Raw genomic sequence first — 25,199 nt, 5'->3', positions numbered from 1 at the left:
CCCCGATCAACGTTCCGATCAAGGCGCGGCGACGACCCGTGCGTCGGCATAGCCCGCCGCGCGCGCCTTCGCCAGCGCTGCATCGGCTTGTCCACGGTCCTTGTGCGGCCCCGTCCGTACGCGCCAGAACTTGCCTGATTGCGCGACTGACCCACCGACCGATTTCGCCGCGCTTTCGGCACGCGCCTTGCTCGAAAAGGCCCCTACCTGAACGAACGTGCCACCAGCTTGCGACGTTGTTGCGGGCTTGGGCGATGAAGCGACTTCTGGGGGCTTTGCTGGTGCGGCCGGCTTGGGTGTAGCGACTTGGGGCTTTGCCACAGGAGCGGCAACCTTGCCGGGCTTGGCCGGTATGGCTTCAGTCACTGGCGCAAAGTCGGGCGTAACGACAGGCGCGACCGGAAGGCCCAGTTTGCGCTTGAGCGCCACCAGCAGCCCGACAGGTGTATCCATGCGCGCAGGGACTTGCGATCCGGCACGCAAAAGCGCGCGTTCTGCCTCGGGCGGATTGACCCTGCGCACGCGCACAGCCAACCGTCCATCGCTTGCCGCACCGAGTTGCGCCCATGCGCCGGGCGAAAGCGAGACGAGCTCGGCTCCCTGCATCGGCCCGCGTTGCGTCATCCTCACCAGGATCGTCCGCCCGGTGTCTAGCGAAGTCACCTCGACATAGCTCGGCAGGGGCAGAGTGCGGTGCGAACCGCTGATGCCCGATCCGGCCTCGACTTTGGCGTAGCCGACCGAATCATAGTTCATCGTGTCTGCGGGCGTATAGGTCGTCCCATCGACCACGAAAGGATCGCCCAGGACCATCGGGTAATCACCCGCCGGACCGCCCTGTGCCATGTCGGAAACCTTGGAAACGCGTGCGTTTGCTCCGCCGCAGGCCGTCAGCACAACGGCTGCGGAAAGCGCGATCCAGCTAGCGACTGATTTCATCTGCAAGAAGTCCTACCGATAAGGCGTAAAAGTTCGAGCAGTTGTAATCGAGGATAACCCTATAATTTCCGGTTAGCAGATAGGCCGTCCGCCCGCGCCCGTCCGGTTCGAGCAGGCTCGCCATGACGTCATCGCCCGGCCACACGCCGGAACGCGGAGCGATTCCGAGCGCGCGCCACTCGCGCATGGACTTCCAACCCGTATGCCGGTCGAACACGCGGGCGCAGCGCGGACTTTTTAGTGTGGTGCCAAGACTCGCCCGATCAAGTCCTTCGGGAACGCTCACCGCTACGCCCCAAGGCTGCCCGGTCCGCCATCCAGCATCGCGGAAATAGTTGGCGATCGAAGCCAGCGTGTCGGTCCGGCTGCTCCATATGTCGGCAAAGCCATCGCCGTCGCCGTCCTGCGCCACGCGCAGATAGACCGAGGGCAGGAACTGGGGATTGCCAAAGGCACCGGCCCAACTCCCCACCAGTTTGGAACGCGGCACCCCACGGTCCACCATCTTCATCGCCGCGATGAATTCGTCGGCAAACAGTTCGCGGCGGCGGCCTTCATAGGCCAGCGTCGCCAGCGCTCGCGGCAGATCGAAGTCTCCGGTATAGCCGCCGAAGTCTGTCTCATGCCCCCAGATCGCCAACATGATCGGGCCGGGAACGCCATAGCGCCGCTCGATGTTCCCCAACTGTCCTGCGGCGGCGACGTATTGCCGCCTTCCCCGTGCGATCCGCGCTGCATCGACATGCGCGCGGCGATAAGGTTCGAATGCCGGAATGCTGCCCGAAGCCGATCCCGGTTGTGCACGGTCAAGCTGGATCACCCGCTGATTGAGCGTAAGCCCCGAAGTCATCTGGGAAATCGTCGATTCGCGCACGCCCTCCGCCCGCGCCCGCGCTGCCAGCAACTGCAGGTATCCCTGAAAACCGGCTTCTTCGCCGGCTACCTGGCCCTTGGCAGGTCCCGCCAGTCCAATCACGAGCGCCGTCACAAGTGCGGCCCTCAACCCTCTCACGTTCTTCAAAAAAGTCATGGTCATGGTGTCGCACGGATGGTTCGCGATGGGAATCCCCTTTGCGACCGATCCGGAAGGCGCTAACGGCGAACCGATTCCGGCGTCGGCCGGAATCATGCGGACAGGTGGCCGAGTGGTTTAAGGCAGCGGTCTTGAAAACCGCCGTGGGTGGAAGCTCACCGTGGGTTCGAATCCCACCCTGTCCGCCAACTCCTGCAAAGCGGCCGCCTCATTATTCGAAAGGCGTCTTCAAGGGGCGGGTGGGCATTTGCGCAGTCGCTTTAGATAGTGCGCGTGCACGTCGCAGAGCGGCGCAACTTCCATGCGGGTGCAGCCGTACAAGTCGGCCATGAAATGTTCGAACTCGCGCCCGGTCGGGATCTTGCCATCATTGAGGTCGGGCAAGATCGCACAGTATTTGCCCACGATGTTTTCGTCGCACGATCGAAGGATGGCCGAGACGAGCTTGGTCTCGGACCAGGGATATGGTGGGTCGGAGTTACAGGACCCATCTCCGACTTCAGGCATCGCGAGCGCAGGAAAGCGCGCGTTCAGAGCCTCGACGACCGGGCGATTGGCCTGTCCGACGACCGCTTCGGCCTGCGCGGCCAGTTGCGGACGATTCCCGATCCGGCGAATATCATTCATCTCTGCGAACATACGGGCGAGCAGCGTGCTGCGGCCCACGACTGTCCCGGCGGCATTTTTCAGCACTTGTCGTCGATAAGTCTGCATGACTTGCATCTGCTCGGCCGTCATCGATGAATTGGAATGCTGTTCGACGAGATTGATCGTCTTGCCGGTAAGGCGCGAAAGGTAGGCGGAGAAATCCGCCACGGCGTCACCAGCGACAAGCGCGTTGCGATCGAACAGGCGCAGCGTGAAGTTGTCCGCCCCCATCTGATCATGCCATTGCATGATCTTGCGATCCACGCGCCGCAGATACTTTTCCGGACGCACGTAGTGGTGATTGCCCTTGAGTATCTGCTGGACCGACGAGAGATACATCGCGGACGGTTCACGCACATAGGCGATGGCGTGGACTTCGTCGGCCTTCGGGTTCACCCAGGAAAGCAACTCGGGCAATTCGGCCGGATCAAGGTTGATCAGGTTCTCGGCCGATAGAACGATCCACTCATATTGATCTGATTTCGATCGCAAAAGTTCAAGAATGCCGCGCGCCAGATCAAGCCGGGCCGGATCAATCACGCGGCTCCTCAACCCCAACAGGAGCGGGATGACGGTATGTCCCGAACTTGGCGTCAGGGTTTCAAAGAGAATGCCTTGATCAGCCAGCGATGTGCGTGACTGATAAAGCGACGACTGGATCGCCGTACTGCCACACTTGCCGTCCCCAATATGAACGACGAATTTCGCCACTTACGCCCCCTCGATCCGCCCCTGTAACAATCGGTCATAAATCGGTTTTGGCGCCACCGAAAGGCCGCCTGCGAATACGCGGCAATACTTGGTGGGTAGATTGGGCACCGGACAGCAAAAGGCCGGGAGCGGCCCTTGCGGCTGCCCCCGGCCCTTGAAAGCTTCGGCGTGGCCGATCAGATGTGGATGGCACGCCCGTAAGCTGCCAGCACGCTTTCGTGCATCGACTCGCTGATGGTCGGATGCGGGAAGACCGTGTGCATGAGCTCGGCTTCGGTCGTCTCGAGCGTCTTGCCCACGACATAGCCCTGGATCATTTCGGTCACTTCGGCGCCGATCATGTGCGCGCCCAGCAGTTCGCCGGTCTTGGCGTCGAACACCGTCTTCACGAAGCCTTCCGGCTCGCCCAACGCGATCGCCTTGCCGTTACCGATGAACGGGAAGGTGCCCGCCTTCACCGTGTAGCCTGCCTCCTTCGCCTTGGCCTCGGTCAGGCCCACGCTGGCGATCTGCGGGTGGCAATATGTGCAGCCGGGAATGTTGCCGCGATCCATCGGGTGCGGGTGGACGTCCTTGTTGCCGAGTTCTGCGGCAATGGCTTCAGCCGCGATCACGCCTTCATGGCTCGCCTTGTGTGCCAGCCACGGCCCCGGCGTAACGTCGCCGATCGCCCACAGACCCTTTACGTTGGTTCGACCATAGCCGTCGATCGCGATGATGCCGCGCTCGGCCTTCACGCCCAGCCCTTCGAGGCCGATGTTCTCGGTGTTGGGAACGATGCCCACCGCGACGATCACGTGGCTGAAGTCGCTTTCGGCAACCTTCCCGTCCTTGCCCTTGATCTTCGCCTTGATGCCCGATGCGCTCACGGCCAGACTCTCGACGCCGGCACCGGTCATGATCGTCATGCCCTGCTTGGTCAGCGCCTTCTCAAGGAAAGCCGAGACATCCGCGTCTTCCACCGGCACCACGCGGTCCATCATCTCAACGACGGTGACCTTGGCGCCCATGTCGTTGTAGAAGCTTGCAAATTCTATCCCGATCGCGCCCGAGCCGATGACCAGCAGGTTCGTCGGAAGCACCTTCGGAGTCATCGCGTGGCGATAAGTCCACACGCGCTCGCCATCGGCCTTGGCAAAGGGCAAGTCGCGCGCACGCGCGCCGGTTGCAACGATCACGTGCTTGGCGCTGATCGTCTCGGTGCCCTTGTCGCCCGTGACTTCGACCGAAGTCGCCGACTTCAATACGCCGTTGCCCATGTGCACGGTGATCTTGTTCTTCTTCATCAGGTGCGTGACGCCCTGATTGAGTTGCTTGGCAACCCCGCGCGACCGCTTGACCACCGCGTCAAGGTCGGCGCGAATGTTGTCAGCGGCCAGTCCATAGGCGGCGGCATGCTTCATGTGGTTGAGCACTTCGGCAGAGCGCAGCAGCGCCTTGGTCGGAATGCAACCCCAGTTGAGGCAGATGCCACCCAGATTCTCGCGCTCGACGATCGCGGTCTTGAGTCCAAGCTGGGCGCAGCGGATCGCCGCGACATAGCCGCCGGGGCCCGATCCGAGGACGATGACGTCGTATTGTTCTGCCACACGAATGCTCCTGTCAGTCTCGTTGCGGCAAGGGCCGCGGTTTGCGGTCGTCGTCGATCGCGACGAAGAAAAATCTGGCTTGGGTAACCTTCTGGCGCTCTTCGCCGGTGCGGGCGCGGCGCCAGGTCTCCACGTCAATCGTCATCGAGGTACGCCCCGATGCCGTAAGTCGGGCATAGACCGACACTTCGTCGCCGACATGCACGGGATGATGGAATGTCATCCCGTCGACAGCGATCGTGGCCGCCCTGCCCTTCGAAGTTCTGGCCGCCACGATCCCGGCGGCCATGTCCATCTGCGCCATCAGCCACCCGCCGAAAATGTCCCCGGCGGGGTTCGCATCTGCCGGCATGGCAGTGATGCGAATGGCCGGTTCGCCGGTGGGTAGCGTATCGGCCATGGCCTCGCCCCTGCGACTTCGATCAGGCGACCAGGCCCAGCGGGTTCTCGATCAGGTTCTTGAACACTTGCATCAGTTCGGCACCGTCGGCCCCGTCGATCGCCCGGTGATCGAAGCTGCCGGTTGCCGACATCACGGTCGCCACGGCCAGCGCACCGTCGATCACGTAAGGACGCTGCTCGCCAGCACCCACCGCCATGATCATGCCCTGCGGCGGATTGATCACTGCCTCGAACTGCTTGATCCCGAACATGCCGAGGTTCGAAAGCGAGGCCGTGCCGCCCTGGAATTCATGCGGCTGCAGCTTGCCTTCGCGCGCCTTGTTTGCCAGCACCTTCATCTCGGTCGCAATTGCCGAAATCGACTTGGACCCGGCATCGACGATGATCGGCGTGATCAGGCCCGAAGGCGCGGCCACGGCAACCGATACGTCGGCGCGCTTGAAGTTGCGCAGTTCATCGCCCGCAAAGCTCACGTTGCACTTGGGCACCTGGACCAGCGCCTTGGCCAGAGCCTTGATGATGAGGTCGTTGACCGAAAGCTTCACGCCCTGCGCTTCGAGCGCCTTGTTGAGCTGGCTGCGCAGCTTGAGCAGCGCATCCAGCTGGATATCGACGGTAAGATAGATGTGCGGGATCGTCTGCTTCGCCTCGGTCAGGCGGCGCGCGATCGTCTTGCGCACGTTGTTGAGCTTCTGCGCTTCGTACGGAATGCCGAAGTCGGGAACTGCGGTCGGAGCGGGCGCGGCAGCAGGTGCCGAAACAGCCGCGGCCGATGCCGGTGCAGCGGCGGGAGCAGCTGCTGCGCCGGACTTGGCGCCTTCGACGTCCGCCTTGACGATACGACCGTTCGGGCCCGAACCCTTGATCCCGGCAAGGTCGACGCCCTTGTCGGCGGCGATGCGCTTGGCAAGCGGGCTGGCGACCACGCGGTCACCCTTGGCGGTAGGCGCTGCGGCCGGGGCTGCAACCGGTGCAGCGGCAGGAGCGGGAGCAGGTGCAGCCTTCGCAGCAGGAGCGGCTTCGGCGACCTTGGCCGCCGGAGCCGGTGCGTTCGCGTCCTCGCCAGCGAGCATCGCAATCACGGTGCCGACCTTGACGCCTTCGCTGCCTTCGGAAACGTCGATCGAGACGATCGTGCCTTCGTCGACCGCTTCGAATTCCATCGTCGCCTTGTCGGTCTCGATTTCAGCCATGATGTCGCCCGAAGACACCTTGTCGCCCACCTTTACCAGCCACTTCGCGAGGGTGCCTTCCTCCATGGTCGGCGAAAGGGCGGGCATCTTGATCGCGATGGGCATGGTGCTTTTTCCGTGTCCTGATGGCGCAAGGGAAAGGATGCCGTAACGCAAACCTCCCCTGCATCTTTTGTCGGGCCCATTTCACCAGCATGGCGCGTCGGGTCAAGTGGCTTGCCGCTTGCACCGCATACGAATTTGCCGATACGAAGGATATTGGAGGATCGAAGGCATGCCGCAGCGTATTTACCTGGTCATCATGGACGAGACCGAGGAAGCGCGCGCCGCGCTCCGCTTCGCCGCGCGCCGCGCCGTCCGCACCGGAGGCACCGTCCATATCCTTGCGCTCATGCCGCGGCAGGAATTCGTCGCATTCGGCGGCGTCCAGGCGACGATTGAGGAAGAGGCGCGCGATCGGGCTGAAGCGCTGGCCATGGCGGCGGCCGGAAGTCTCGCCAGCGAATCCGGTCTCAGCCCTGTCATCGCGGTCATGCAGGGAGATGGCCCGCAGTCGGTCCGCGCCTATCTCGGCGAACACCCCGAGGTTTCCGCGCTGGTATTGGGCGCGGCAAAGGACGGGAGCCCCGGACCGCTCGTCACCCACTTCGCCGGGATTGCAGGCCAGTTGCCCTGCCCGCTGATGATCGTGCCAGGCGCGCTGGATGACGAGACGATCGACCGGGTGAGCTGACCCTTCAGCGCTTTTTCTTGCCCTGGTGCCGGATGTTCGAAGGCCGTCCGCGCTTGCCGGGGACATGCTGGCCCTTGAACCCGCTCTTGCCGCGCGGCTTGTGCTCCAGCTTGCCGCCGCGCCGTTCGATCCGCTGCACGCCTTCGGCCACATCGACCGGCTCGAACTTGAGTGCGCCGGTCAGCGGGTTTGCCTCGGCCAGCCTCAGCTTGATGATCATGCCGATGTTGAACACCTCGCCGCTCAGTTCCCCCACGAGCGCCTGCGCCTTCTCGTCATAGCCGAAACGTTCGGCACCCAGCGTTGAAACCGGGACCAGACCGTCACCGCCGAGGCCGATGATTGTTGCAAACAGACCGAACTTCTGGACCCCGGTGATCCGGGTGTCGAAGACCTCGCCCACCTTTCCTGAGAGCCATGCCGCGACGTAGCGATCGATCGTCTCGCGTTCGGCCATCATGGCGCGCCGCTCGGCATTGCTGATAGCTTCGGACACTCGCCCCAGATCGGCACGGTCACGGTCGGAAAGACCAGAGGTCGCAGGAACGTCGGCCTTGGGGCGCGGCTGTTCCAGCCCATAGGCATCAACCAGCGCACGATGCACCAGCAAGTCCGAATAGCGTCGAATCGGCGATGTGAAGTGCGCGTAGCTGCCCAGGGAGAGCCCGAAATGCCCGGCATTGCGTGGACCGTAGTAGGCCTGCGTCTGGCTGCGCAGCACCGCCTCCATGACCAGCGCCTTCTCGGCGTCATCCGTCACGTCCTTGAGCATCCGGTTGAACAGCGAAGGCGTGATCACCTGCCCCAGCGACAGCTTGCGGTCGAACGTCGCCAGATAGTCCTTGAGCGCGATCAGTTTCTCGCGGCTCGGCGGTTCGTGGATGCGATAGACCACAGGTGCAACCTTGGCCTCAAGCGCCTTGGCCGCGGCCACGTTGGCCGCAATCATGAAGTCCTCGACCACTCGGTGCGCATCGAGCCGCTCGCGCATGACGATTTCGGCAATCTTGCCCTGCGCATCAAGCACCACGCGCCGCTCCGGCAGATCCAGATCCAGCGGATCGCGATCCTGCCGCGCCTTCTCCAACAAGCGCCATGCGTCCCACAAGTTGGCGAGATGCTGGGCTGCCTCGCCCGCGTCGATCCAGCGCTGCGCCTCTTCATAGGCGATCACTTCGGCAATTCGCACCAGCGCGCGGGTGAAGCGCCATTCCTTGATCCGCCCTTGCGCGTCGATCCACAGATGACACGCCATCGCGGCGCGGTCCGCGCCAGCCTTTAGCGAGCAGACGTCCGCGCTCAACACCTCGGGCAGCATCGGTACGACGCGATCGGGGAAATAGACCGAGTTGCCGCGCTTGCGGGCTTCGCGATCGATCAGACCGCCGGGTCGCACATAGAAGCTGACGTCCGCAATCGCCACCAGCGCGCGAAAACCGCCCTCACCATCGGGCTCGGCCCAGATTGCATCGTCATGGTCGCGCGCGTCGCTCGGGTCGATCGCCACGATCGGCAGATGGCGCAAATCCTCGCGATGTTCCTCGCTCAACGGCAACTTTGCCGCAGTTTCCGCTTCTTCAAGAGTGTCGGCAGAATAGACGTTGGGAATGCCGTGCTTGTGGATCGCGATAAGGCTGAAGGCTCGCGGTGCCAGCGGATCACCGAGCACGGCCGTCACCCGCACGCCCGAACGCGGCGATCGTCCTGCCGGCTCAGCCAAGACAAGTTGTCCGGCTTCGGCGCCACCCAGATCGGAAATCTGCACCGCATTGCGCACGCGCTTGTCGACCGGTGCAAGCCAGCCCTTGCCGGTGCCGTCCAGCTCGACGACGCCCATGACCTGTTCATCAGCCACGGCCAGCTTCTTCATCGGATGCGCGAGCCAGCCCTTGCCCGCCTCTTCGGTCCGCGCCAGCACGCGGTCGCCGACGCGCAGCGCTGCCTGCCGATCACGCACCTTGCCGCGCGGCTCCACGACGCGCAGGCGTGGCGGCGGGCTGGCATCGTCGGGCTGCCAGGTCTCGGGAATGGCCACGGCCTCGCCCTCATCGATCTCGACGATCCGCAACACGGTCACCTTGGGCACGCCTCCCATCGCGTGGAACGCGCTGCGGTTACCGTCGATCAGGCCTTCCTCGGCCATGTCCTTGAGCAGCGCCTTCAGCGCGATCTTCTCGGTACCCTTGAGCCCGAAAGCCTTTGAAATCTCGCGCTTGCCTGCCGGTTCGTCCGATTGGGCGATGAAATCGAGCACCTGCTGGCGCGAAGGTAGACCCTGGGGAAATTTGCTTTTAGCCATTCCCGGCATGTGGTCTTTCGCCCCGGCAATGGCAAGCGATGTTCAGGGGCATGCTGTGTTCAGGCTGCAAGCACATTACGTGAAGCAGCCCGACACTTCCCGCCGATCAGTATGCCCGGGCGATCAGGATCTTCTCGACGGCCGGCTCACCAGTAAACGGGCACAATCCTTCGGGCTTTTCCGCATCCAGCGGCGTGTTGCGGATCGTCAGCTTGAGCGCCTTCAACTGCTCGACCACCTTGTCGAGCGCGGCACCGGTCGGCTTGCTCCAGCCCATCTCGACCCAACCCGGAAACTTCGCGCTTTCCGCAAAGTGAGTTGCAAGTCCTGCAAGGTCGGTCACGTCGCGCACGATCTGCGCATCGCGGCGCTCGCGCGCCTGGGTGTACAGCGCTTCCTGAATGGATTCGAGTTCGCCCGCAGCCGCAGAGATGAAGTCATCCTTGGCCTGCCCTGCGAAGTTAGGCTTCGCGTCGGCGCGCCACAGCCGGTCACGACGCAGCACCGAAACCTGCCCGGCCTCGACATCGCGCCCGCCGATCTCGAGGATCAGCGGCACGCCTTTCTTGACCCAGGCCCAGCGCTTCTGCGTGGCCTTGCCGGGACGCTTGTCGAGAAGCACCCGCACCCGTTCGTCGAACACAGACTGCCTGGCCAGCGCCTTGCGGATATCCTCACAGTAGGCAAGCAGTGCCTCGTCGCTGTCGTTGTCGCGCAGCATCGGCAGTATGACGATCTGCTGCGGCGCCACCTGCGGCGGTACGCGCAGGCCATCATCGTCGCCATGCGTCATGATCACGCCGCCGATCAGGCGCGTCGAAACGCCCCACGACGTGGTGTGCGCCAGTGCCTGCTGGCCTTCCCTGTTCTGATACTGGATGCCCGCGGCCTGCGCGAATGTGGTGCCCAGGTAGTGCGAAGTGCCCGCCTGCAGTGCCTTGCCGTCCTGCATCATCGCCTCGATCGAGAACGTCTCCACCGCACCGGGAAAACGCTCGTTCTCCGGCTTGGGCCCGGCAATCACCGGCATTGCCAGCGGCCCTTCGGCAAAAGCGCGATACATCTCGAGCGCGCGCAGTGTCTCGCTCATCGCGTCAGCTTCGTCGACGTGAGCGGTGTGCCCCTCCTGCCAGAGGAATTCACTCGTGCGCAGGAACATGCGGGTGCGCATCTCCCAGCGCACCACGTTGGCCCACTGGTTGACCATCAACGGGAGGTCGCGCCACGACTGCACCCAGCGTGCCATCGCGGCGCCGATCACCGTCTCCGACGTCGGCCTGACGACCAGCGGCTCTTCCAGTTTCGCCTCGGGATCGGGCACCAGCCCGCCCTTGCCATCACCGATCAGCCGATGGTGCGTGACGACCGCCATTTCCTTGGCGAAGCCTTCGACGTGCTCGGCCTCCTTGGCGAAGTATGAAAGCGGGATGAAGAGCGGGAAGTAGCAGTTCTCGACGCCCGCTTCCTTGATCTGCGCATCCATAAGCTTCTGGATGCGTTCCCAGATGCCATAGCCCCACGGCTTGATCACCATGCAGCCGCGCACGCCGGATTCCTCGGCAAGCTCGGCTTCCGAGATCACGGCCTGATACCACTGGGCGAAGTCGTCGGCGCGCTTGACGTTGAGCGCGTGCTTTATTGCAGGCTGGTTCATGGGGTTGCGCGTTAAAGCGCAAAGCCGTTTCCCGCAATGCCCGGATTCACGCGAAATGTCGCGCAACCTGGCTTTGCGGGCAGGCGCCTTACTTGGAAAGCTGGTCGAGCTTGCGCTGCATTTCGGCCATCTGCTCGCGCAGGGTATCAAGTTCGCCGGTTTCGGACGCTGGCTTCGCCTCGTCCTTCACCGTCGCTCCGGGCACGAATGCTGCGGCAGCGGCCTTGAACATTTCCATGTTGCGTTGTGCAATCTGGGCCAGCGGGTTCGAACCGATGCTTTCCTCGATCGCCTTGCGCATCTTGGCCTGATTCTCGCGGAAGTGGTCCATCGACGCTTCCAGATAGCCCGGCAGGAATGCCTGCATCGAGTTGCCGTACATCGAGATCAGCTGGCGCAGGAAATTGGTAGGCAGAATCTGCTCACCCGCCGATTCCTCTTCCATGATGATCTGCGTCAGGATCGCATGCGTCAGATCCGCACCCGTCTTGGCATCCATCACTTTGAAGTCGATGTTTTCCTTCACCATCTGCGCGAGATGGTCGAGCGTGATGTAGCTCGAGGTACTGGTATTGTAGAGACGGCGGTTGGCGTATTTCTTGATTATTACCGTTTCGCCGATTTTTGATTCATTGGTCATGGCTCTAACGCCCCCGCTGCGACATTTGTCCTTTTAGCATGTGCAGCATGTGCGGCGCAACAAAACTTAACAAGAGCCCCTAGATTCCACTTTGGCGGGAAAATCGGCGGCCCAACAAGGTAAGGAGTTCGTATTGAGAGAGACCACTGCGCACTGCGGCAAGTGGCAGGTCATAGACCGCGCCGATCCAGTCGCCTTCCTTGCAATCGGGCAGATCCCGAAGGTCAACTATCGTAAGGTCCATTGAGACGCGCCCGAGAACCGCTACCTCCTGCCCCTCGTATGTGAAGCGTCCCTTGCCTGACCAGCAACGCAGATAGCCATCGGCATAGCCAATCGCGAGCACGCCGACGCGCATGGCTCGCTCAGCCGTAAAGGTGGCATTGTACCCCACCTTGTCGCCCGGCGCGAGCGTGCGGACCTGCACGACCGCGGCCTCGGGATATGCAACTTGCGCGATGCGTCCGACGAGTTCCGGCCGCGCAATCCCGCCATAAAGCGCAAGTCCGGGGCGCGTGAGATCGGCATGATAAGCGTGCCCGAGCGCGATTCCGGCACTGTTTGCAAGGCTGTAGCGCCGCGCCGGGACCAGCGCCCGCACGCGCTCGAAGCGCTGGCGCTGCAACTCGTTCTGCGCCACGTCCTCGTCAGCGCTGGCAAGGTGGCTCATGCAGATGTCGATATCGAGCTGCCCGAGCATCGGGTCACCGATCTCGCTCAGGCCAAGACCGAGGCGGTTCATGCCGGTATCGACCATCAAGTGGCACGGCCCGCCTCCGCCGTTCAGCCAAAGCTCCACTTGCGCTAGGCTGTTGAGCACGGGACGAACTCCCGTCTGTCGCGCATAGTCCGCATCCGCGGCGCTCAACGGTCCGTGCAACACCGCCACGCGCTCGGCCGGTACCTCGCTGAGCACGTCAGGGACCTCGGCCCAATGTGCCACGAAGAAATCGCGGCATCCGGCCCCTGCCAGAACCTTCGCCACGCGGGCTGCACCCAGTCCGTAGCCATCGGCCTTGATCGCCGCTCCGGCCCGCGCCTCGCCCGACATGGCATCAAGCGAACGCCAGTTCCCCGCCAGCGCTTCGGCATCGAGTCGCAGGCGCAAGGCTGCCGGGGGAAGCGGCGGATGGCAGTCAGATGTCTTAGTCATCGGCAAAGTCGGTCGGCAATCCGTCCTTGAGGCCCCAGATCGCCACCATGAGGGCTACAAGCACGATGACCCAGGTGTACCAGAGCCCGGCATAAGGATCACCGGTACGCGCAATTATGTAGCTCGAAATAAGCGGAAGGAAGCCACCGAAGTACCCGGTCCCGAGATGATAGGGGATCGACATCGAACTGTAGCGGATGCGCGGCGGGAACATTTCGGACAACAATGCTGCCACCGGGCCGTACGTCGCCCCCGACAGCGCCATGAGCATGAGCAGCGCTATGATGACGATCGCAATCCGCCCGGCCGACGGGCTGACCTTGGCGAAATCATAACCATGTGCCGAAAGTGCAGCCTGCAGCACCTTCGCGCGCGCGGCCGCTTTCTCGGTCCATGGGTAGCTGGAAACGTCGATCGGATCGCCGCCAACCGTTGCCGTGAACGTCGTCGAATGCTCGAGCCGGTAGGTCACGCCCGACGAGGCAAGGTCGGCCAGCAACTTTCCGCAATGGCTTTCCTGCTCGGAGGCGAACGGACTGTAATGGCAATCGGCCCCGCTCACGACCACCGGACTGCGCGCGGCTGCTGCCGCAAGTTCGGGGTTCGCCGCCGATCCCATCAGCCAGAAGGTCGGGAACAGCATCAGTAGCGTTGCCACATAGCCGAAAACGATCGGCTTCTTGCGCCCTATTCGGTCGGACAGCGCGCCGAACAGAATGAAGAAGATCATCCCGACCCCGGCTCCGATACCGACGATTATTTCCGCTGTCGTATCCTCGACCCGCATCGCCGATTTGAGGAAGCTGAGGCCCGAGAACATCGCGGTGTACCAGATCACCGTAAGCCCAGCCGCGATGCCGAACAGCGCAATGAAAATGCGACGCTTGTTGCCGGGATAGGTAAAGCTTTCGATAAACGGGTTACCGGCCAGTTCGCCTTCTTCTTTCATCGCCTGAAATACCGGGCTCTCCGAAAGCTTGAGCCGCATCCACAGCGATATGGCCAGAAGCGCCAGGCTGACCAGGAACGGCACGCGCCAGCCCCACGTCAGCCAGGTGTCCTCGCTCATCAGCGCCTTGCTCGAAAGCACCACGATCAGGCTCAGCACGAAGCCGCCGACCACGCTCGCCTGAATGTAGCTCGTATAATAGCCGCGCCGTCCGCCCGGCGCGTGTTCTGCCACATAGATCGCAGCGCCGCCGTATTCCCCGCCGAGCGCAAGGCCTTGGAGCACGCGCAGGAAGATGACGATGGCCGGCGCAAATAACCCGATGCTCGCCGCCGATGGAATAAGCCCGACGCCTGCGGTGGCGATGCCCATCAGCGTCACGGTGACGAGGAAGGTGTACTTGCGTCCCAGCTTGTCGCCGAGATATCCGAACAGGATCGCACCGAGCGGGCGGAAGCCAAAGCCCACAGCGAAGCCGGCCCACACCAGCAGCACCTGAAGTGTCTCGTTATCGGCCGGAAAGAACGTCTTGCCGATGATCGCGGCGAGCGTGCCGTAGATGAAAAAGTCGTACCATTCGAACACGGTACCAGCGGAACTTGCAGCAATGACTAGCCGTATGTCGGACGCGCTCGGCTGCGCGCCGTGGCCCCTGTTCAAGACTGCTGTCACTCTCAATCCCCCAGGCAATCGTCTTCGTCGCGCATCCTCTAGCGAAGAGGCAGGCAACGCGGAACCCCTGCGCCTATTCCAGAGCGGAAATGGCCGCATCCCATGCCAGCACGATCGCGCCGTGCCTTGCCGGATAAGCCCGCGCCGGTTCAAGCAGATCGATCCCCGGCCAGTCAGGCATGTCCCCTTGGCCATTGAGCCAGCCAGACAGGGCCGACCGGGTAGCGCGCAACTCACCCAGATCCTTGCCGCTCGCCGCGCGGGCAAAGCGCGATGCCGCGGCCTGTCCCACGGCACAGGCATGGGGTTTGATCCCGACCTGAGCGATCCGTCCTCCGGCATCGAGGCGCAGCGCCATCTCGATCACGCTTCCGCAGCTGCGCGAGCGTGCGCTACCTCGCAACGGAAGCGCCTCGTCCCACGGAAACTGTGTCAAATCCATCGCCGCAGCGAGAATTTCGGGCGTGTAGAGCCCGCGACTGCTCATCTCACTCGCCGAGAACGGCGTTGCGCGCCTTGCGCTTCGCAACTTCGCGCGCCTGCTCTGCGGCCTGCTCGCGCCGTTCGGAAATGAGCGTCAGCAGTTCCTCGCTCGCTGCATTCAGGAAAGGATAAGTCCGCGATTCGGTTATCCACTGCGGCCTACCACCCTCGCCCCACACGAGGTCATAGGCAAAGACGACCAGCGAATAACCCAGCACGACGATGACGAAGGCTTTGACGGCACCGAAACCGAAACCGAGAATGCGATCGATCGGCCCGATTACCGATCCCCTGCTCGCGTTGCCCATCCGGCGGGCCACGAAGCGCGTCAGGATGTAGGGGGCGAGCAGCAGCAGCGCGAAGGCGAGAATCCCAGCGCCCGTCTCATTGGGAAGATGCCCGCCGAGCCATTCGGTGAGCGGCGCGTGGAAGTAGTGCACTGCCAGCAGCGCAAGGCACCATGCAGCCAACGACAGGACCTCTTCCACGAAGCCGCGGAAAAAGCCGCCTACCGCGCCGAGGCCGACGAGGATCAGGACTACATAGTCGAAACCGGTCATTGTGCTGGAGCCTATGACCCGCCCATGACCCGGTCAATCAGATTTGGCAGCAGCCGGAGCGGCGAATAGCGCAGGCCTTCGACCTTTTCGGCCCCGGCTTCAGGCCCGCAACCCCGCGAAAATCCTAGCTTTGCTGCCTCACGCAGGCGCACTGGCGTGTGCGCGACAGGCCGCACTTCTCCGGCAAGGGAGATTTCACCGAACCAGATGGAATCCGATGGCAAGGGCCGGTCCGATAGCGCCGATACCAGTGCTGCCGCCACCGCGAGGTCTGCCGCCGGATCTGTCAGCCGATAACCGCCTGCCACGTTGAGATAGACTTCCGCAGTGGAAAAGCTCAGCCCGCAACGCGCTTCCAGCACGGCCAGCAGCATCGCCAGACGCCCGCTGTCCCATCCCACCACCGCGCGGCGCGGTGTTGCTCCGCTGGCAAGCCGGACGGTCAGCGCCTGTATTTCGACAAGCACCGGTCGCGTGCCCTCCAGTGCGGGAAACACCGCGCTACCCGCCACGTCCTGTTCGCGTCCCGAAAGGAACAGCAGAGACGGATTGCCCACTTCTTCAAGCCCTGCGCCCGCCATCGCGAACACGCCGATCTCGTCGACCGCGCCAAAGCGGTTCTTGATCGCGCGGAGGATGCGGTACTGATGGCTTCGCTCTCCCTCGAAGCTCATCACCACATCGACCATGTGTTCGAGCACACGCGGCCCGGCGATCGATCCATCCTTGGTCACGTGGCCCACCAGCACCATCGCAACGCCATTCTCCTTGGCATAGCGGATCAGTTCGAAGGCGCAGCCCCGCACCTGGCTAACCGTGCCGGGCGCACCCTCGATCTGGTCGGAATGCATGGTCTGGATCGAATCGATCACCAGCAGGTCGGGCGTCTCCATCGTGCCAAGCGTGGTCAGGATATCACGCACCGACGTTGCCGCCGCGAGCATGATCGGCGCCTTGCCCAGCCCAAGTCGGTCGGCGCGCAGGCGCACCTGGTCCGATGCCTCCTCGCCGCTGATGTAGACCGCCGAGCCGCCATCGAGCGCGACCTTGGCCGCAGCTTGCAAAAGCAGGGTAGACTTGCCGATGCCCGGATCGCCGCCCATCAGGATCGCGCTGCCGGGCACGAGGCCGCCGCCAAGCGCACGGTCGAATTCTGCAATGCCCGTGCGGCGGCGCTGTGGCAGCTTTACCGGATGGTCGAGTGAAGCAAAGCTGACCGGACGACCTCCGCTCGAAAGATCATGCTTGGCCGAGAACACCGTTTCGGGTGCTTCCTCGGCAAGCGTGTTCCATTCGCTGCAATCGGCACATTGGCCCTGCCAGCGGTGAGTGACGCTGCCACAGGCCTGGCAGACATAGCGGCGTTTGGGTTTGGCCATGCCCGCTGCTTACCGGGAACATATCTGGAACACAAGCCAGTCCCTGCCGCCGTCGCCACCATTACGGCAAGGCTTTGCTAACCATCACGCGTGGCATTATCCTTAAGATGCTGTCGCTATTGCGGCAGAGAATGTCCACTGCAACGTCCCATATTCTCGGCATCGATCCAAAGATGTACCGGCACTTCGCGATGATCACGATCGCGATTTCGACGGTCGTTGCCGTTTTCGCCAATGGCGAAACGCAGGAGGCAATCGCGCGCAACGACCAGCATACGGAAATGAAGCAGGCCGAAGTCAAACGCTTCGGCAAGGCCAAGATCGGCGATAATCGCTCAGCTGATGCAAAGCGTGGTTCCGGCGGGTTTCGAGGCACATTCGGCGAGCCGATGGACGGCACATCCAGTCCGGGCGGGAACAGCAGCTATGTCCCCGCCAGCATGGCGCTGGGGCCGATGCCCATTGTGATCGAGGTCGATCGGGCGGCACTTGCCAAGATGAGCCCGGAGCAGCGCAAGGCTTATCTCAAGGCGCTTGAGGAAGAACGCCAACGCCGGATGCGTGAAGGGCCATTCATGCCGAGCCGCGAGCAGGTATCATCGCTGGCCGCAATATCTGCCGCCCGCTCGGGGTCCAATGAAATCGACTGAAAGCAACAGATTGTTCTGTTGGTTCGGCCGGAAAGTTTCCCTAACGGAACTTTCGTTCGCACAAACATCTGCGCGTCATGCTGTCTAACGCCGCAGTCGGATGGTGCCCCTGGCCCGACTCGAACGGGCACGTATCTCTACAAACGATTTTGAGTCGTTCGCGTCTACCATTCCGCCACAGGGGCACTGCGCCGTCAGGGCTGCGGCCTTAGCCAGCAGCCCCGTGCGAGGTCAAGCGCTGATCAGGCGTTGCGCAGCGCGCCGGCCAGAAGCTTGTGCAACTTCGAATGAAGCGCGTCGTTTCCGGCAAGCACCGTCTCGTCGCAGATCGGCTGCGATCGGCCCTTGAAGTCGGAAACGAAGCCGCCGGCTTCGCGCACCAGCAGGCATCCGGCGGCCGTGTCCCAAGGATAGAGACCCGATTCCCAGAAACCGTCGAACCGCCCGGCGGCAACCCATGCGAGATCGAGCGAGGCGACTCCGAAGCGGCGGATGCCCGCGATGCGCGGGCCCAGTTCGGCATAGATGCGCACCCATTCGTTGATGTCGCCACGGCCCGCAAAGGGAATCCCAGTCGCAATCAACGCTTCGTCCATGTAGCGGCGCGCCGAGACCCGCAAGCGACGGTCCTGCAACCACGCACCGCGACTCTTCTCGGCCCAGAAGCTCTCGTCGGTCACTGGCTGGTAGACCAAGGCCGCCGTCACCTCGCCCCAGTCCTTGCCGTCCAGCGTGCGTTCCTGCACCGCGATCGAGATCGCGAAGTGCGGAATGCCGTGAAGGAAGTTGCTGGTGCCGTCGAGCGGATCGATGATGAAGCGGGGCTTGCCCTCTTCACCCGGGATCTCGCCACCCTCTTCCATCAGGAAGCCCCAACCCGGACGCGCCTCGCGCAGCTCGTCCCACAAGGTCCGTTCAGAGTGCTGGTCGGCCTTCGAGACGAAGTCCGCCGGGCCCTTCTTGCTGACCTGGAGATGCTCGACTTCGCCGAAATCGCGACGCAGGCGGCCGCCCGCCTTGCGCGCCGCGCGCTCCATCACGCGCATCAGGCCGGAAATGGCTGCCATCTATCAGCCCACCTTGCCGACGTAGGTGCGCTCGTAAACGTCGACGATGATGCGCGTACCGCTGCCGATGTGCGGCGGCACCATGACGCGCACGCCATTGTCGAGGATCGCGGGCTTGTAGCTCGAAGAAGCGGTCTGGCCCTTCACCACTGCGTCAGCCTCGACGATCGTCGCTTCGACCTGGTCGGGCAGCTGGACCGAGATCGGGCGCTCGTCGTACATTTCGAGCAGCACGGTCATGCCGTCCTGCAGGAACGCGGCGGCATCGCCGAGAAGATCGGAAGGCAGGGTGATCTGGTCGTAGGTTTCCACGTCCATGAAAACCAGATCATCGCCTTCGGCGTAAAGGAACTGGAAGTCCTTGGTATCGAGGCGCACGCGCTCGACCGTGTCGGCGCTGCGGAAGCGGACGTTGGTCTTGCGGCCGTCGATGAGGTTCTTCATTTCGACCTGCATGAACGCGCCACCCTTGCCGGGCTGGGTGTGCTGGGTCTTGGCAACTTTCCAGATGCCCTTTTCGTATTCCAGGATATTGCCCGGACGAATGTCCACGCCGCTGATCTTCATGATGGAAAGAGCCTATACCAGGGTAAGGGAAGCGCGGCCCTTAGCCGCTCGCGGGCGTTGCTTCAAGCGGGCGTCGCATGCTAGCGCAATTTGCATGATGCGCGCGATTATCCCTGCCTTGGTCCTGATCGGCCTCACCGGCCCCGCAAACGCCGTGCCCGGCGGCAAGCTGGCAGTGCTGCAGCAAGGCTCATGGACATGTGAAGTGCCGGGCGATGCGTCGGTCATGCCGATTGCAAAGCCTGAGGCGAGCTTCGCCATCGTGCCGGACTCCAGCTATGTCGCGCCCGACGGCACGCGCGGGTCCTACCTCCTGCTGGCCGACGAACTGACCATGACGAGCGGAACCTTCAACGGCCGTCGCTTCATCATGGACGGCGCGGAAATCATGCGCGAATTGAGCGGCGGCAGCGGCAAAACCGGCCTGCGCTGCGTTCACGCAGGCCCGATCAACCTGACCGCCGCCGGTTAGGCCGACTGTCCCTCAGGCTGATTGTCCATCTCGCCGCATGCGCCAATAGGCGTAGGCGATGATCCCGGCAAAGATCGCAACGCCGAGCGGCAGGCTTGCCGCAAAACCATCAACAACTGCCAGTGCATCGGGATTGTCCGTCATGGCGACGATCGCCGCGTAGGCGATATTGAACAGGCTGTCCCCGACGATCAGGCCGGTTGCGGTCAGCACGCCCATGCGCTCCGCCAATTCGGGCGACCCCTGCCGCGCGGCCCAGCGGTTATAGAGATGGCCGAGAACGGCGCCCGCGATCACCAGCATCGTTACTTGCGTCGGCAGGTACATGCCCATGCCCACGGCCAGTGGCGGCAGCGAGCCGCGCCCTGAACGTTTGAGCAGTTCGTCGACCAGCACAACGCCTGCACCGATTGCAGCGCCGAGGCCGACAAGGTCCCAGTCGAGACTCCCGCCGAGCACGCCCTGCGCAATGGCCGAGATGAGCGCGGCCTGCGGTGCCGAAAGCGCATTCTCTCCAGCACCTGGCGCGCCCTGGAAGCCGAAGGTCGAATTAAGCAGGTCGAGGATCGGCGGTATCACCAGCGCGCCGAACAGCACACCCAGCACCAGCGCGATCTGTTGCCGCCAAGGCGTCGCGCCGACCAACTGCCCGGTCTTGAGATCCTGCAGGTTGTCGTTCGAGATCGTCGCCACGCCGAAGACGATGGCGGTCACGAACAGCGCGAAGGCGACCAGCGCCTTGGTATCGGCCTCGTTGTTGCCCTGTCCGAACAGGCCAAGCAGCAGCAGCGAAATGCCGAGCGCCGCCAGGATGCCGACGCCCGAGATCGGGCTGTTGGATGCACCGATCAGACCAGCCATATATCCGCAGACCGACGCAATCACGATCCCCGCGACGAGCACATAGATCACCGAGGCGACCAGCGTCATGCCCAATGCACCAGCGACCGGCCCTCCCACCGCAAAATCGGCCAGCAGCAGTGCAATCGGAATCATCGCGAGCAGGATCGTGCCGCCGACGATGCCGATGGGCAGATCGCGCTCGGTCAAAGCAAGGCTCTCGATGCCCTGCCCCTTGCGCGCCTTGTTCGCGGCAAGCGCTCCGGCGATACCGCGCACAATCGGACCGATCACGCGCAGCAAGGTCCAGATTGCGGCCACGCCGATGGTGCCGGCGCCGACAAAGCGGATTTTCTGGCGGAACACCGTTCCGACGAAATCGGCAAGTTCGGTCCCGACCGGGGGGCCCCCCGCTGTGAAGTGCGGCAGAAGCACGCCGAAGCTGATGACGATGCCGACCAGCATGGCGAGACCAACCGCGATGCCGACCAGATGTCCGACACCGACCAGCGCGAGCGACAATCCGCCGAACAGCATGGAACCGCCGGTGCCGACCTTGAACACTCCGCCAACTTCCTCGACCGCCAGCTTCATCTTGGCGAGTAGTGGATAGAGCGCGGCGAGCAGGCCTCCGGCAGTGACGGCGGCGAGGCCCTTGCGGTTTTCCTCGGCACCGCCGACGCCCGCGCCGACTTTCAGCACTTCGGCCGCCGCAACGCCCTCAGGATAGGGAAGTTCCGAACCCGTCACCAGCGCCCGGCGCAAGGGCACCGAATACATGACGCCGAGCACGCCGCCGACCGCAATGACGGCAACCGACTCCCAATAAGGGAAGTCGGCCCACCACCCGACCATGACCAAGCCCGGCAGGACGAAAACGATGGCCGAAAGCGTTCCGGCCGAACTCGCGATCGTCTGGACGATGTTGTTTTCCTGGATCGTGGTGTCCGAAAACGCCCGCAGCACTGCCATCGAAATAACCGCCGCCGGGATCGACGTGGCAAAGGTCAGACCGATGCGCAGCCCGAGATAGACATTGGCCGCGGTAAACACGACCGTCAGCAGGGCGCCGAGGATCACCCCGCGAACAGTCAGCTCTCTTGGTGATGCGGTTCCAGCCATGCCCACTCCAATCGATAACACCTGCGGCCTGTCTGACACGCACTTGCCTTCGTGGGAAGGGCGATCAGCTTACAAACGAAACCTTCGTGGAGCTGTCCACCATCTGCGCAAGGCGCGCCACATCCCAGTTGGTCAGGCGCACGCAGCCATGGCTTTGCGCGCGTCCGATCGTCTGCGGTTCGGGCGTGCCGTGGATGCCGTAGTGCTCCTTCGAAAGGTCGATCCAGGCCACCCCCACCGGTCCATTGGGTCCGGGCGGAAGCAGATGTTCGCCCTTGCTGTCGGGCACATCCCAGAACAGGCTCGGGTCATAGCTGAACTCGGGGTTGTAATCAGTGCCGTAGATTTTCCAGTCGCCGAGCGGCAGCGGGTCCTTCGACGAACCGGTCGTGACGGTGAACAGCGCGACAAGCTTGTCCGCCTTGTCGAAAGCCTTGAGCGTTCCGCCCTTCTTGCTCACCACGATACGCGCAACCTTGGGCTGCGCCGTGCCGACACCAAGGGTGGTCAGCGTGGCCAGCCAGCCCTTGTCCTTGATCATCGCGCCGTCGATCGCGTCTGCACCGACATTGGGGACGCGAACTTCCTGGCCCGCCTGATAATTGACCGGCACGGGCGTTGCCGGAGCGGCAGCATCCGATGGAAGCGGTGCAGGCTGGGCAAGCTGCGGATTTAGGGCGCGCAGGACGTCGGGTGTCGTATGGAACCGCTCTGCCAGCTTTTCCTCGAGTGAGGCATAGCCGAGCATCGGCAGGTTTGCTTGCGCCGCAGGGTCCTTTGGCAGCGGCGCGAAGGGGCCGCGCGCAAAGTCTTCAGGGATCGTTACAAGGCGCGTGGCCGCGATGTTCGAATATCGACCGAGCGCCTGCATCGTCGCCGGATCGAACGTGCCGGTTACCGGCAAGCCATTTGCTTCCTGAAAGCCCTTGACCGCGTTGGTTGTCGAAAGACCTTCCTTGTTGTCGATCACACCCGGAGCGAAGCCGAGGCGTTCGAGCACGACCTGCGCCTGCATCATCGGGCGGGCAACGTCATCCTTTTCGCCCGACTCGCCCGGCGCCGGGTCACGCGAGGCGAGCGAATCCGTTGCAGACGTGCTGGCAACGTCACTCGGGCTGGGGACGGGCTTGTCGGAATTGCATGCAGTCAGCGAAAGGGAGACGAGAACGAGCGCGGTTGCAGTGGCGTGGCGGAACATCTGAACTCCCGGATGGCTATCCGGTCAGAACGCCGCCCTGCCCCCGCAAGTTCCCGAAAGCGCTTTATTCCGCGATGCGCGGGTTGGCGCGAATGGCCTCGTGAAATGCCTTGATCGCCGCCGCCTCGTCACCACCCCAGACGGCATTGCTCACCGCGAGGAAATCGGCACCGGCCTGCACCAACGGACCGCAGTTTTCCGGCATGATCCCGCCAATGGCAACGCATGGCAGTTCGAAAATGCCCTGCCACCATTCGAGCAGGTCCACACTGGCAACATGCTTTGTGTCCTTGGTCGAGGACGGGAAGAACGCGCCGAATGCCACGTAGTCCGCCCCTGCCTCTCCTGCGGCCATCGCCAGATGGCGACTGTCGTGGCAAGTCACCCCGATCTGGGCATCGCGACCAAGGCGGTCGCGCGCCTCGCCCACATCGCCATCGTCCTGGCCAAGGTGCACGCCATCAGCTCCAAGCCGCTTGGCCAGACTGACCGAATCATTGACGATGAACGCCACGTCACGGCTTGCGCAGATACTCTGCAGCGGCTCGGCAAGCTTTGCTGCGGCGTGTTCGTCGATGCCCTTTACCCGGAACTGGAATGCGGCAACCGGGCCAGCGTCAAGCGCGCGGGCAAGCCGGTCTGGAAACGGGCCGGTCACGTCGAGCGGGGAGATGAGATAGAGTTCGCTGGAAAGATCGGTCATGGCATGCGCCTTATCCGGGCAATCGCCTCGCCGCAATCACCCCTCCGTTTTCTTGCCAGCATCCGGCCCGGTTCGGGACCGGTTCAGCCAGCTTGCGCATTGTGGCACCATGACCAGATCGATCACCCTCTTCGCCACCGTCCCGGCCCTGCTGCTTTCGGCCTGCACGATCATTCCTCAGCCGGCATCCGATGGCTTTGCCCGGCTTGGCGAGACGACACGCGTCGGCGCGGTAAGGCTTCGGCCGGAACGCGTGGTGGAAGACAGCCGCTGCCCCATGAACGCACGCTGCGTCTGGGCCGGTCGCGTGACCGTCGAAGCGACAGTGTGGCAGGGCGACAGCCCGCAACTGCGCAACTACACGCTTGGTGAGGTCGCAACCGACGGCATCATGCTCGACACGGTCGAGCCGGGGCGGATGACCGACACGGTCCTGAAGCCCACAGACTATCGCCTGCATTTCAGCATGCAGCCCTGACTCTGACGGCCTGAATCAAAACGCCCCGCCCCGGCTTGTTGCCGGGTGCGGGGCGTGCCTTTTCCGTCCTCTCAAACTGGGTATCAGGCCGGGACCGCACTCTTCTGCGTCGAGCCGGCATAGATTTCGTCGATCGCTGCGCCCAGCGCCGCATCGAATTCCGCGTCGGTCATCTGGTGGCGCAGGTCTTCAAGCAAGGCGCGGCTGAAGCTGGCGATGATGCCGGTGTTCTTGGCCAGCTCGACGCAAGCCTCGGGGCGCTTGTATCCCCCCGAAAGCGCGACGACGCGCAGGACCTTGGGGTGATTGACCAGCGGATCGAACGTGCAGGGCACGACCGGCAGCGAAAGCTTGAGCATGACCTGCACGCCTTCGGGCAATGTATCGAGCGCCTTGAGTATTTCCTCGCACAGGATCGTGTCGCAATCCGCGCGGGTCGCTGACTTGATGTTCACTTCAGGCTCGATGATCGGCATCATGCCGTGGCCGAGGACCTGCTTGCCCACTTCGAACTGCTGCGCCACCACGGCGGCAATGCCTTCGCGGTTGGCCGAGTTGATGACCGAACGCTCCTTGGTGCCGTACACGCCAAGCGCCTTCGAGCGGGTCAGGAGCTCGTCGAGCGTGGGCATCGGCTTCATCAGCTGCACGCCGTTCGCTTCATCCTCGAGGCCCTTGTCGATCTTGATGAAGGGCACGACGCCCTTTTCGATCAGCGCAGCAGGCACGCCTTTGCCATCGACAGTGCCATCCATCGTGCGTTCGAACAGGATCGCGCCGATCACCTTGTCGCCATGGAACACATCCGAGCGGATGATCCGCGCGCGCATGTCATGGATAAGGCCGAACATTTCCTCTTCGGTCGACCAGGCATCTTCGGTCACGCCGTAACCTGCCAAGGCCTTCGGAGTCGAACCTCCCGACTGGTCGAGCGCGGCGATGAAGCCGTTGCCGGTGGCCATCTTGGCGGTCATTTCGGTCGTGTTCATCAGCCGGTCCTGTTCTTGCCTGGAGCCCGGAATTCCGGTTCCGCATACCTATGCGCAAATGCGCCTTAAAAAGACG

The 25,199-nt window shown here is 63.2% G+C and carries 24 protein-coding genes and 2 tRNA genes; 5 read left to right on the top strand and 21 right to left on the bottom strand.

All coding sequences use genetic code 11. From position 1 onward, the window contains the following. Positions 1-18: 18 nt before the first annotated feature. Together AC2A04_RS01440 and AC2A04_RS01435 are read right to left on the bottom strand one after the other, a co-directional pair. Positions 19-939, bottom strand: a complete 921-nt coding sequence (locus AC2A04_RS01440) for an SPOR domain-containing protein (RefSeq protein WP_484210529.1) — start codon at positions 937-939, stop codon at positions 19-21. Continuing rightward, positions 923-1,969, bottom strand: coding sequence for a lytic murein transglycosylase (locus tag AC2A04_RS01435; RefSeq protein ID WP_484210528.1), 1,047 nt, complete (start codon positions 1,967-1,969; stop codon positions 923-925). The genes AC2A04_RS01440 and AC2A04_RS01435 overlap by 17 nt, the downstream gene beginning before the upstream one ends. Before the next feature lie 101 nt (positions 1,970-2,070). Between AC2A04_RS01435 and AC2A04_RS01430 the strand changes: the two genes are divergently transcribed. Then, positions 2,071-2,160: transfer RNA gene (locus AC2A04_RS01430), tRNA-Ser, on the top strand. A gap of 40 nt (positions 2,161-2,200) precedes the next feature. Here AC2A04_RS01430 and AC2A04_RS01425 read toward each other — a convergent pair. The 4 genes from AC2A04_RS01425 to AC2A04_RS01410 form a co-directional block, all read right to left on the bottom strand. Continuing rightward, on the bottom strand, positions 2,201-3,160 hold the full coding sequence (locus tag AC2A04_RS01425) for a hypothetical protein (RefSeq protein ID WP_484210527.1): 960 nt from the start codon (positions 3,158-3,160) through the stop codon (positions 2,201-2,203). A gap of 347 nt (positions 3,161-3,507) precedes the next feature. Further along, positions 3,508-4,920: a dihydrolipoyl dehydrogenase gene (gene lpdA / locus AC2A04_RS01420; RefSeq protein ID WP_484210526.1), complete on the bottom strand. Its 1,413-nt coding sequence runs from the start codon at positions 4,918-4,920 to the stop codon at positions 3,508-3,510. Between the two features lie 13 nt (positions 4,921-4,933). Next, positions 4,934-5,320, bottom strand: coding sequence for an acyl-CoA thioesterase (locus AC2A04_RS01415; protein ID WP_484210525.1), 387 nt, complete (start codon positions 5,318-5,320; stop codon positions 4,934-4,936). 22 nt (positions 5,321-5,342) lie between these two features. Further along, positions 5,343-6,620, bottom strand: coding sequence for a pyruvate dehydrogenase complex dihydrolipoamide acetyltransferase (locus AC2A04_RS01410; RefSeq protein WP_484210524.1), 1,278 nt, complete (start codon positions 6,618-6,620; stop codon positions 5,343-5,345). Positions 6,621-6,789: 169 nt separating this feature from the next. On the opposite strand from AC2A04_RS01410, the gene AC2A04_RS01405 reads away from it, so the two are divergent. After that, positions 6,790-7,248 (top strand): universal stress protein, encoded by a 459-nt coding sequence (locus AC2A04_RS01405; protein WP_484210523.1) that lies wholly within the window; start codon positions 6,790-6,792, stop codon positions 7,246-7,248. A 4-nt stretch (positions 7,249-7,252) separates the two neighbouring features. On the opposite strand, the gene AC2A04_RS01400 is transcribed toward AC2A04_RS01405, so the two are convergent. The 8 genes from AC2A04_RS01400 to radA form a co-directional block, all read right to left on the bottom strand. Continuing rightward, the gene (locus AC2A04_RS01400; RefSeq protein ID WP_484210522.1) at positions 7,253-9,547 is read right to left on the bottom strand and encodes a ribonuclease R family protein; all 2,295 of its coding nucleotides are present in this window, start codon (positions 9,545-9,547) and stop codon (positions 7,253-7,255) included. 106 nt (positions 9,548-9,653) lie between these two features. Beyond that, on the bottom strand, positions 9,654-11,201 hold the full coding sequence (proS, locus tag AC2A04_RS01395; protein ID WP_484210521.1) for a proline--tRNA ligase: 1,548 nt from the start codon (positions 11,199-11,201) through the stop codon (positions 9,654-9,656). An 88-nt stretch (positions 11,202-11,289) separates the two neighbouring features. Beyond that, on the bottom strand, positions 11,290-11,841 hold the full coding sequence (gene phaR, locus AC2A04_RS01390) for a polyhydroxyalkanoate synthesis repressor PhaR (RefSeq protein ID WP_484210520.1): 552 nt from the start codon (positions 11,839-11,841) through the stop codon (positions 11,290-11,292). Between the two features lie 79 nt (positions 11,842-11,920). Continuing rightward, positions 11,921-12,994, bottom strand: coding sequence for an alanine racemase (gene alr / locus AC2A04_RS01385; RefSeq protein WP_484210519.1), 1,074 nt, complete (start codon positions 12,992-12,994; stop codon positions 11,921-11,923). Further along, a complete protein-coding gene (locus tag AC2A04_RS01380; RefSeq protein ID WP_484210518.1) occupies positions 12,987-14,615 on the bottom strand; it encodes an MFS transporter in 1,629 nt (542 codons plus the stop codon). The genes alr and AC2A04_RS01380 overlap by 8 nt, the downstream gene beginning before the upstream one ends. Positions 14,616-14,688: 73 nt before the next feature. Continuing rightward, the gene (locus AC2A04_RS01375; protein ID WP_484210517.1) at positions 14,689-15,102 is read right to left on the bottom strand and encodes an iron-sulfur cluster assembly scaffold protein; all 414 of its coding nucleotides are present in this window, start codon (positions 15,100-15,102) and stop codon (positions 14,689-14,691) included. A 1-nt stretch (position 15,103) separates the two neighbouring features. Beyond that, positions 15,104-15,658, bottom strand: coding sequence for a CvpA family protein (locus AC2A04_RS01370; RefSeq protein ID WP_484210516.1), 555 nt, complete (start codon positions 15,656-15,658; stop codon positions 15,104-15,106). Between the two features lie 11 nt (positions 15,659-15,669). Next, positions 15,670-17,037, bottom strand: coding sequence for a DNA repair protein RadA (gene radA / locus AC2A04_RS01365; protein WP_484210515.1), 1,368 nt, complete (start codon positions 17,035-17,037; stop codon positions 15,670-15,672). 131 nt (positions 17,038-17,168) lie between these two features. Here radA and AC2A04_RS01360 point away from each other — a divergent pair, with 131 nt between their 5' ends. After that, entirely contained in the window at positions 17,169-17,687 is a 519-nt protein-coding gene (locus AC2A04_RS01360; protein ID WP_484210514.1) for a hypothetical protein, read from the top strand. A gap of 101 nt (positions 17,688-17,788) precedes the next feature. Here the strand turns inward: AC2A04_RS01360 and AC2A04_RS01355 are convergent. The 3 genes from AC2A04_RS01355 to efp form a co-directional block, all read right to left on the bottom strand. Next, positions 17,789-17,872: transfer RNA gene (locus AC2A04_RS01355), tRNA-Leu, on the bottom strand. Between the two features lie 57 nt (positions 17,873-17,929). Continuing rightward, entirely contained in the window at positions 17,930-18,754 is an 825-nt protein-coding gene (locus tag AC2A04_RS01350; RefSeq protein WP_484210513.1) for an inositol monophosphatase family protein, read from the bottom strand. A gap of 3 nt (positions 18,755-18,757) precedes the next feature. After that, positions 18,758-19,321 carry an elongation factor P gene (gene efp / locus AC2A04_RS01345; RefSeq protein WP_144907081.1) on the bottom strand — a complete coding sequence of 188 codons (564 nt, stop codon included), beginning with the start codon at positions 19,319-19,321 and terminating at the stop codon, positions 18,758-18,760. Positions 19,322-19,415: 94 nt separating this feature from the next. Between efp and AC2A04_RS01340 the strand changes: the two genes are divergently transcribed. Continuing rightward, a complete protein-coding gene (locus tag AC2A04_RS01340; RefSeq protein ID WP_484210512.1) occupies positions 19,416-19,793 on the top strand; it encodes a hypothetical protein in 378 nt (125 codons plus the stop codon). 12 nt (positions 19,794-19,805) lie between these two features. Here AC2A04_RS01340 and AC2A04_RS01335 read toward each other — a convergent pair whose 3' ends face one another. From AC2A04_RS01335 to thiE, 3 genes are all read right to left on the bottom strand, one after another. Continuing rightward, positions 19,806-21,755 (bottom strand): OPT family oligopeptide transporter, encoded by a 1,950-nt coding sequence (locus tag AC2A04_RS01335; protein WP_484210511.1) that lies wholly within the window; start codon positions 21,753-21,755, stop codon positions 19,806-19,808. Between the two features lie 64 nt (positions 21,756-21,819). Beyond that, a complete protein-coding gene (locus AC2A04_RS01330) occupies positions 21,820-22,953 on the bottom strand; it encodes a L,D-transpeptidase family protein (protein ID WP_484210510.1) in 1,134 nt (377 codons plus the stop codon). Positions 22,954-23,017: 64 nt separating this feature from the next. Further along, positions 23,018-23,656: a thiamine phosphate synthase gene (gene thiE / locus AC2A04_RS01325; protein ID WP_484210509.1), complete on the bottom strand. Its 639-nt coding sequence runs from the start codon at positions 23,654-23,656 to the stop codon at positions 23,018-23,020. A 109-nt stretch (positions 23,657-23,765) separates the two neighbouring features. Here thiE and AC2A04_RS01320 point away from each other — a divergent pair, with 109 nt between their 5' ends. After that, positions 23,766-24,134, top strand: coding sequence for a hypothetical protein (locus AC2A04_RS01320; protein ID WP_484210508.1), 369 nt, complete (start codon positions 23,766-23,768; stop codon positions 24,132-24,134). Positions 24,135-24,217: 83 nt separating this feature from the next. Here the strand turns inward: AC2A04_RS01320 and AC2A04_RS01315 are convergent, their stop codons facing one another. Continuing rightward, positions 24,218-25,123, bottom strand: coding sequence for a fructose bisphosphate aldolase (locus tag AC2A04_RS01315; protein ID WP_484210507.1), 906 nt, complete (start codon positions 25,121-25,123; stop codon positions 24,218-24,220). Positions 25,124-25,199: the final 76 nt, after the last annotated feature.

Source organism: Novosphingobium sp. HNCC26DJ243, assembly GCF_057180545.1.
This window is presented reverse-complemented; position numbering and strand designations above follow the sequence as displayed.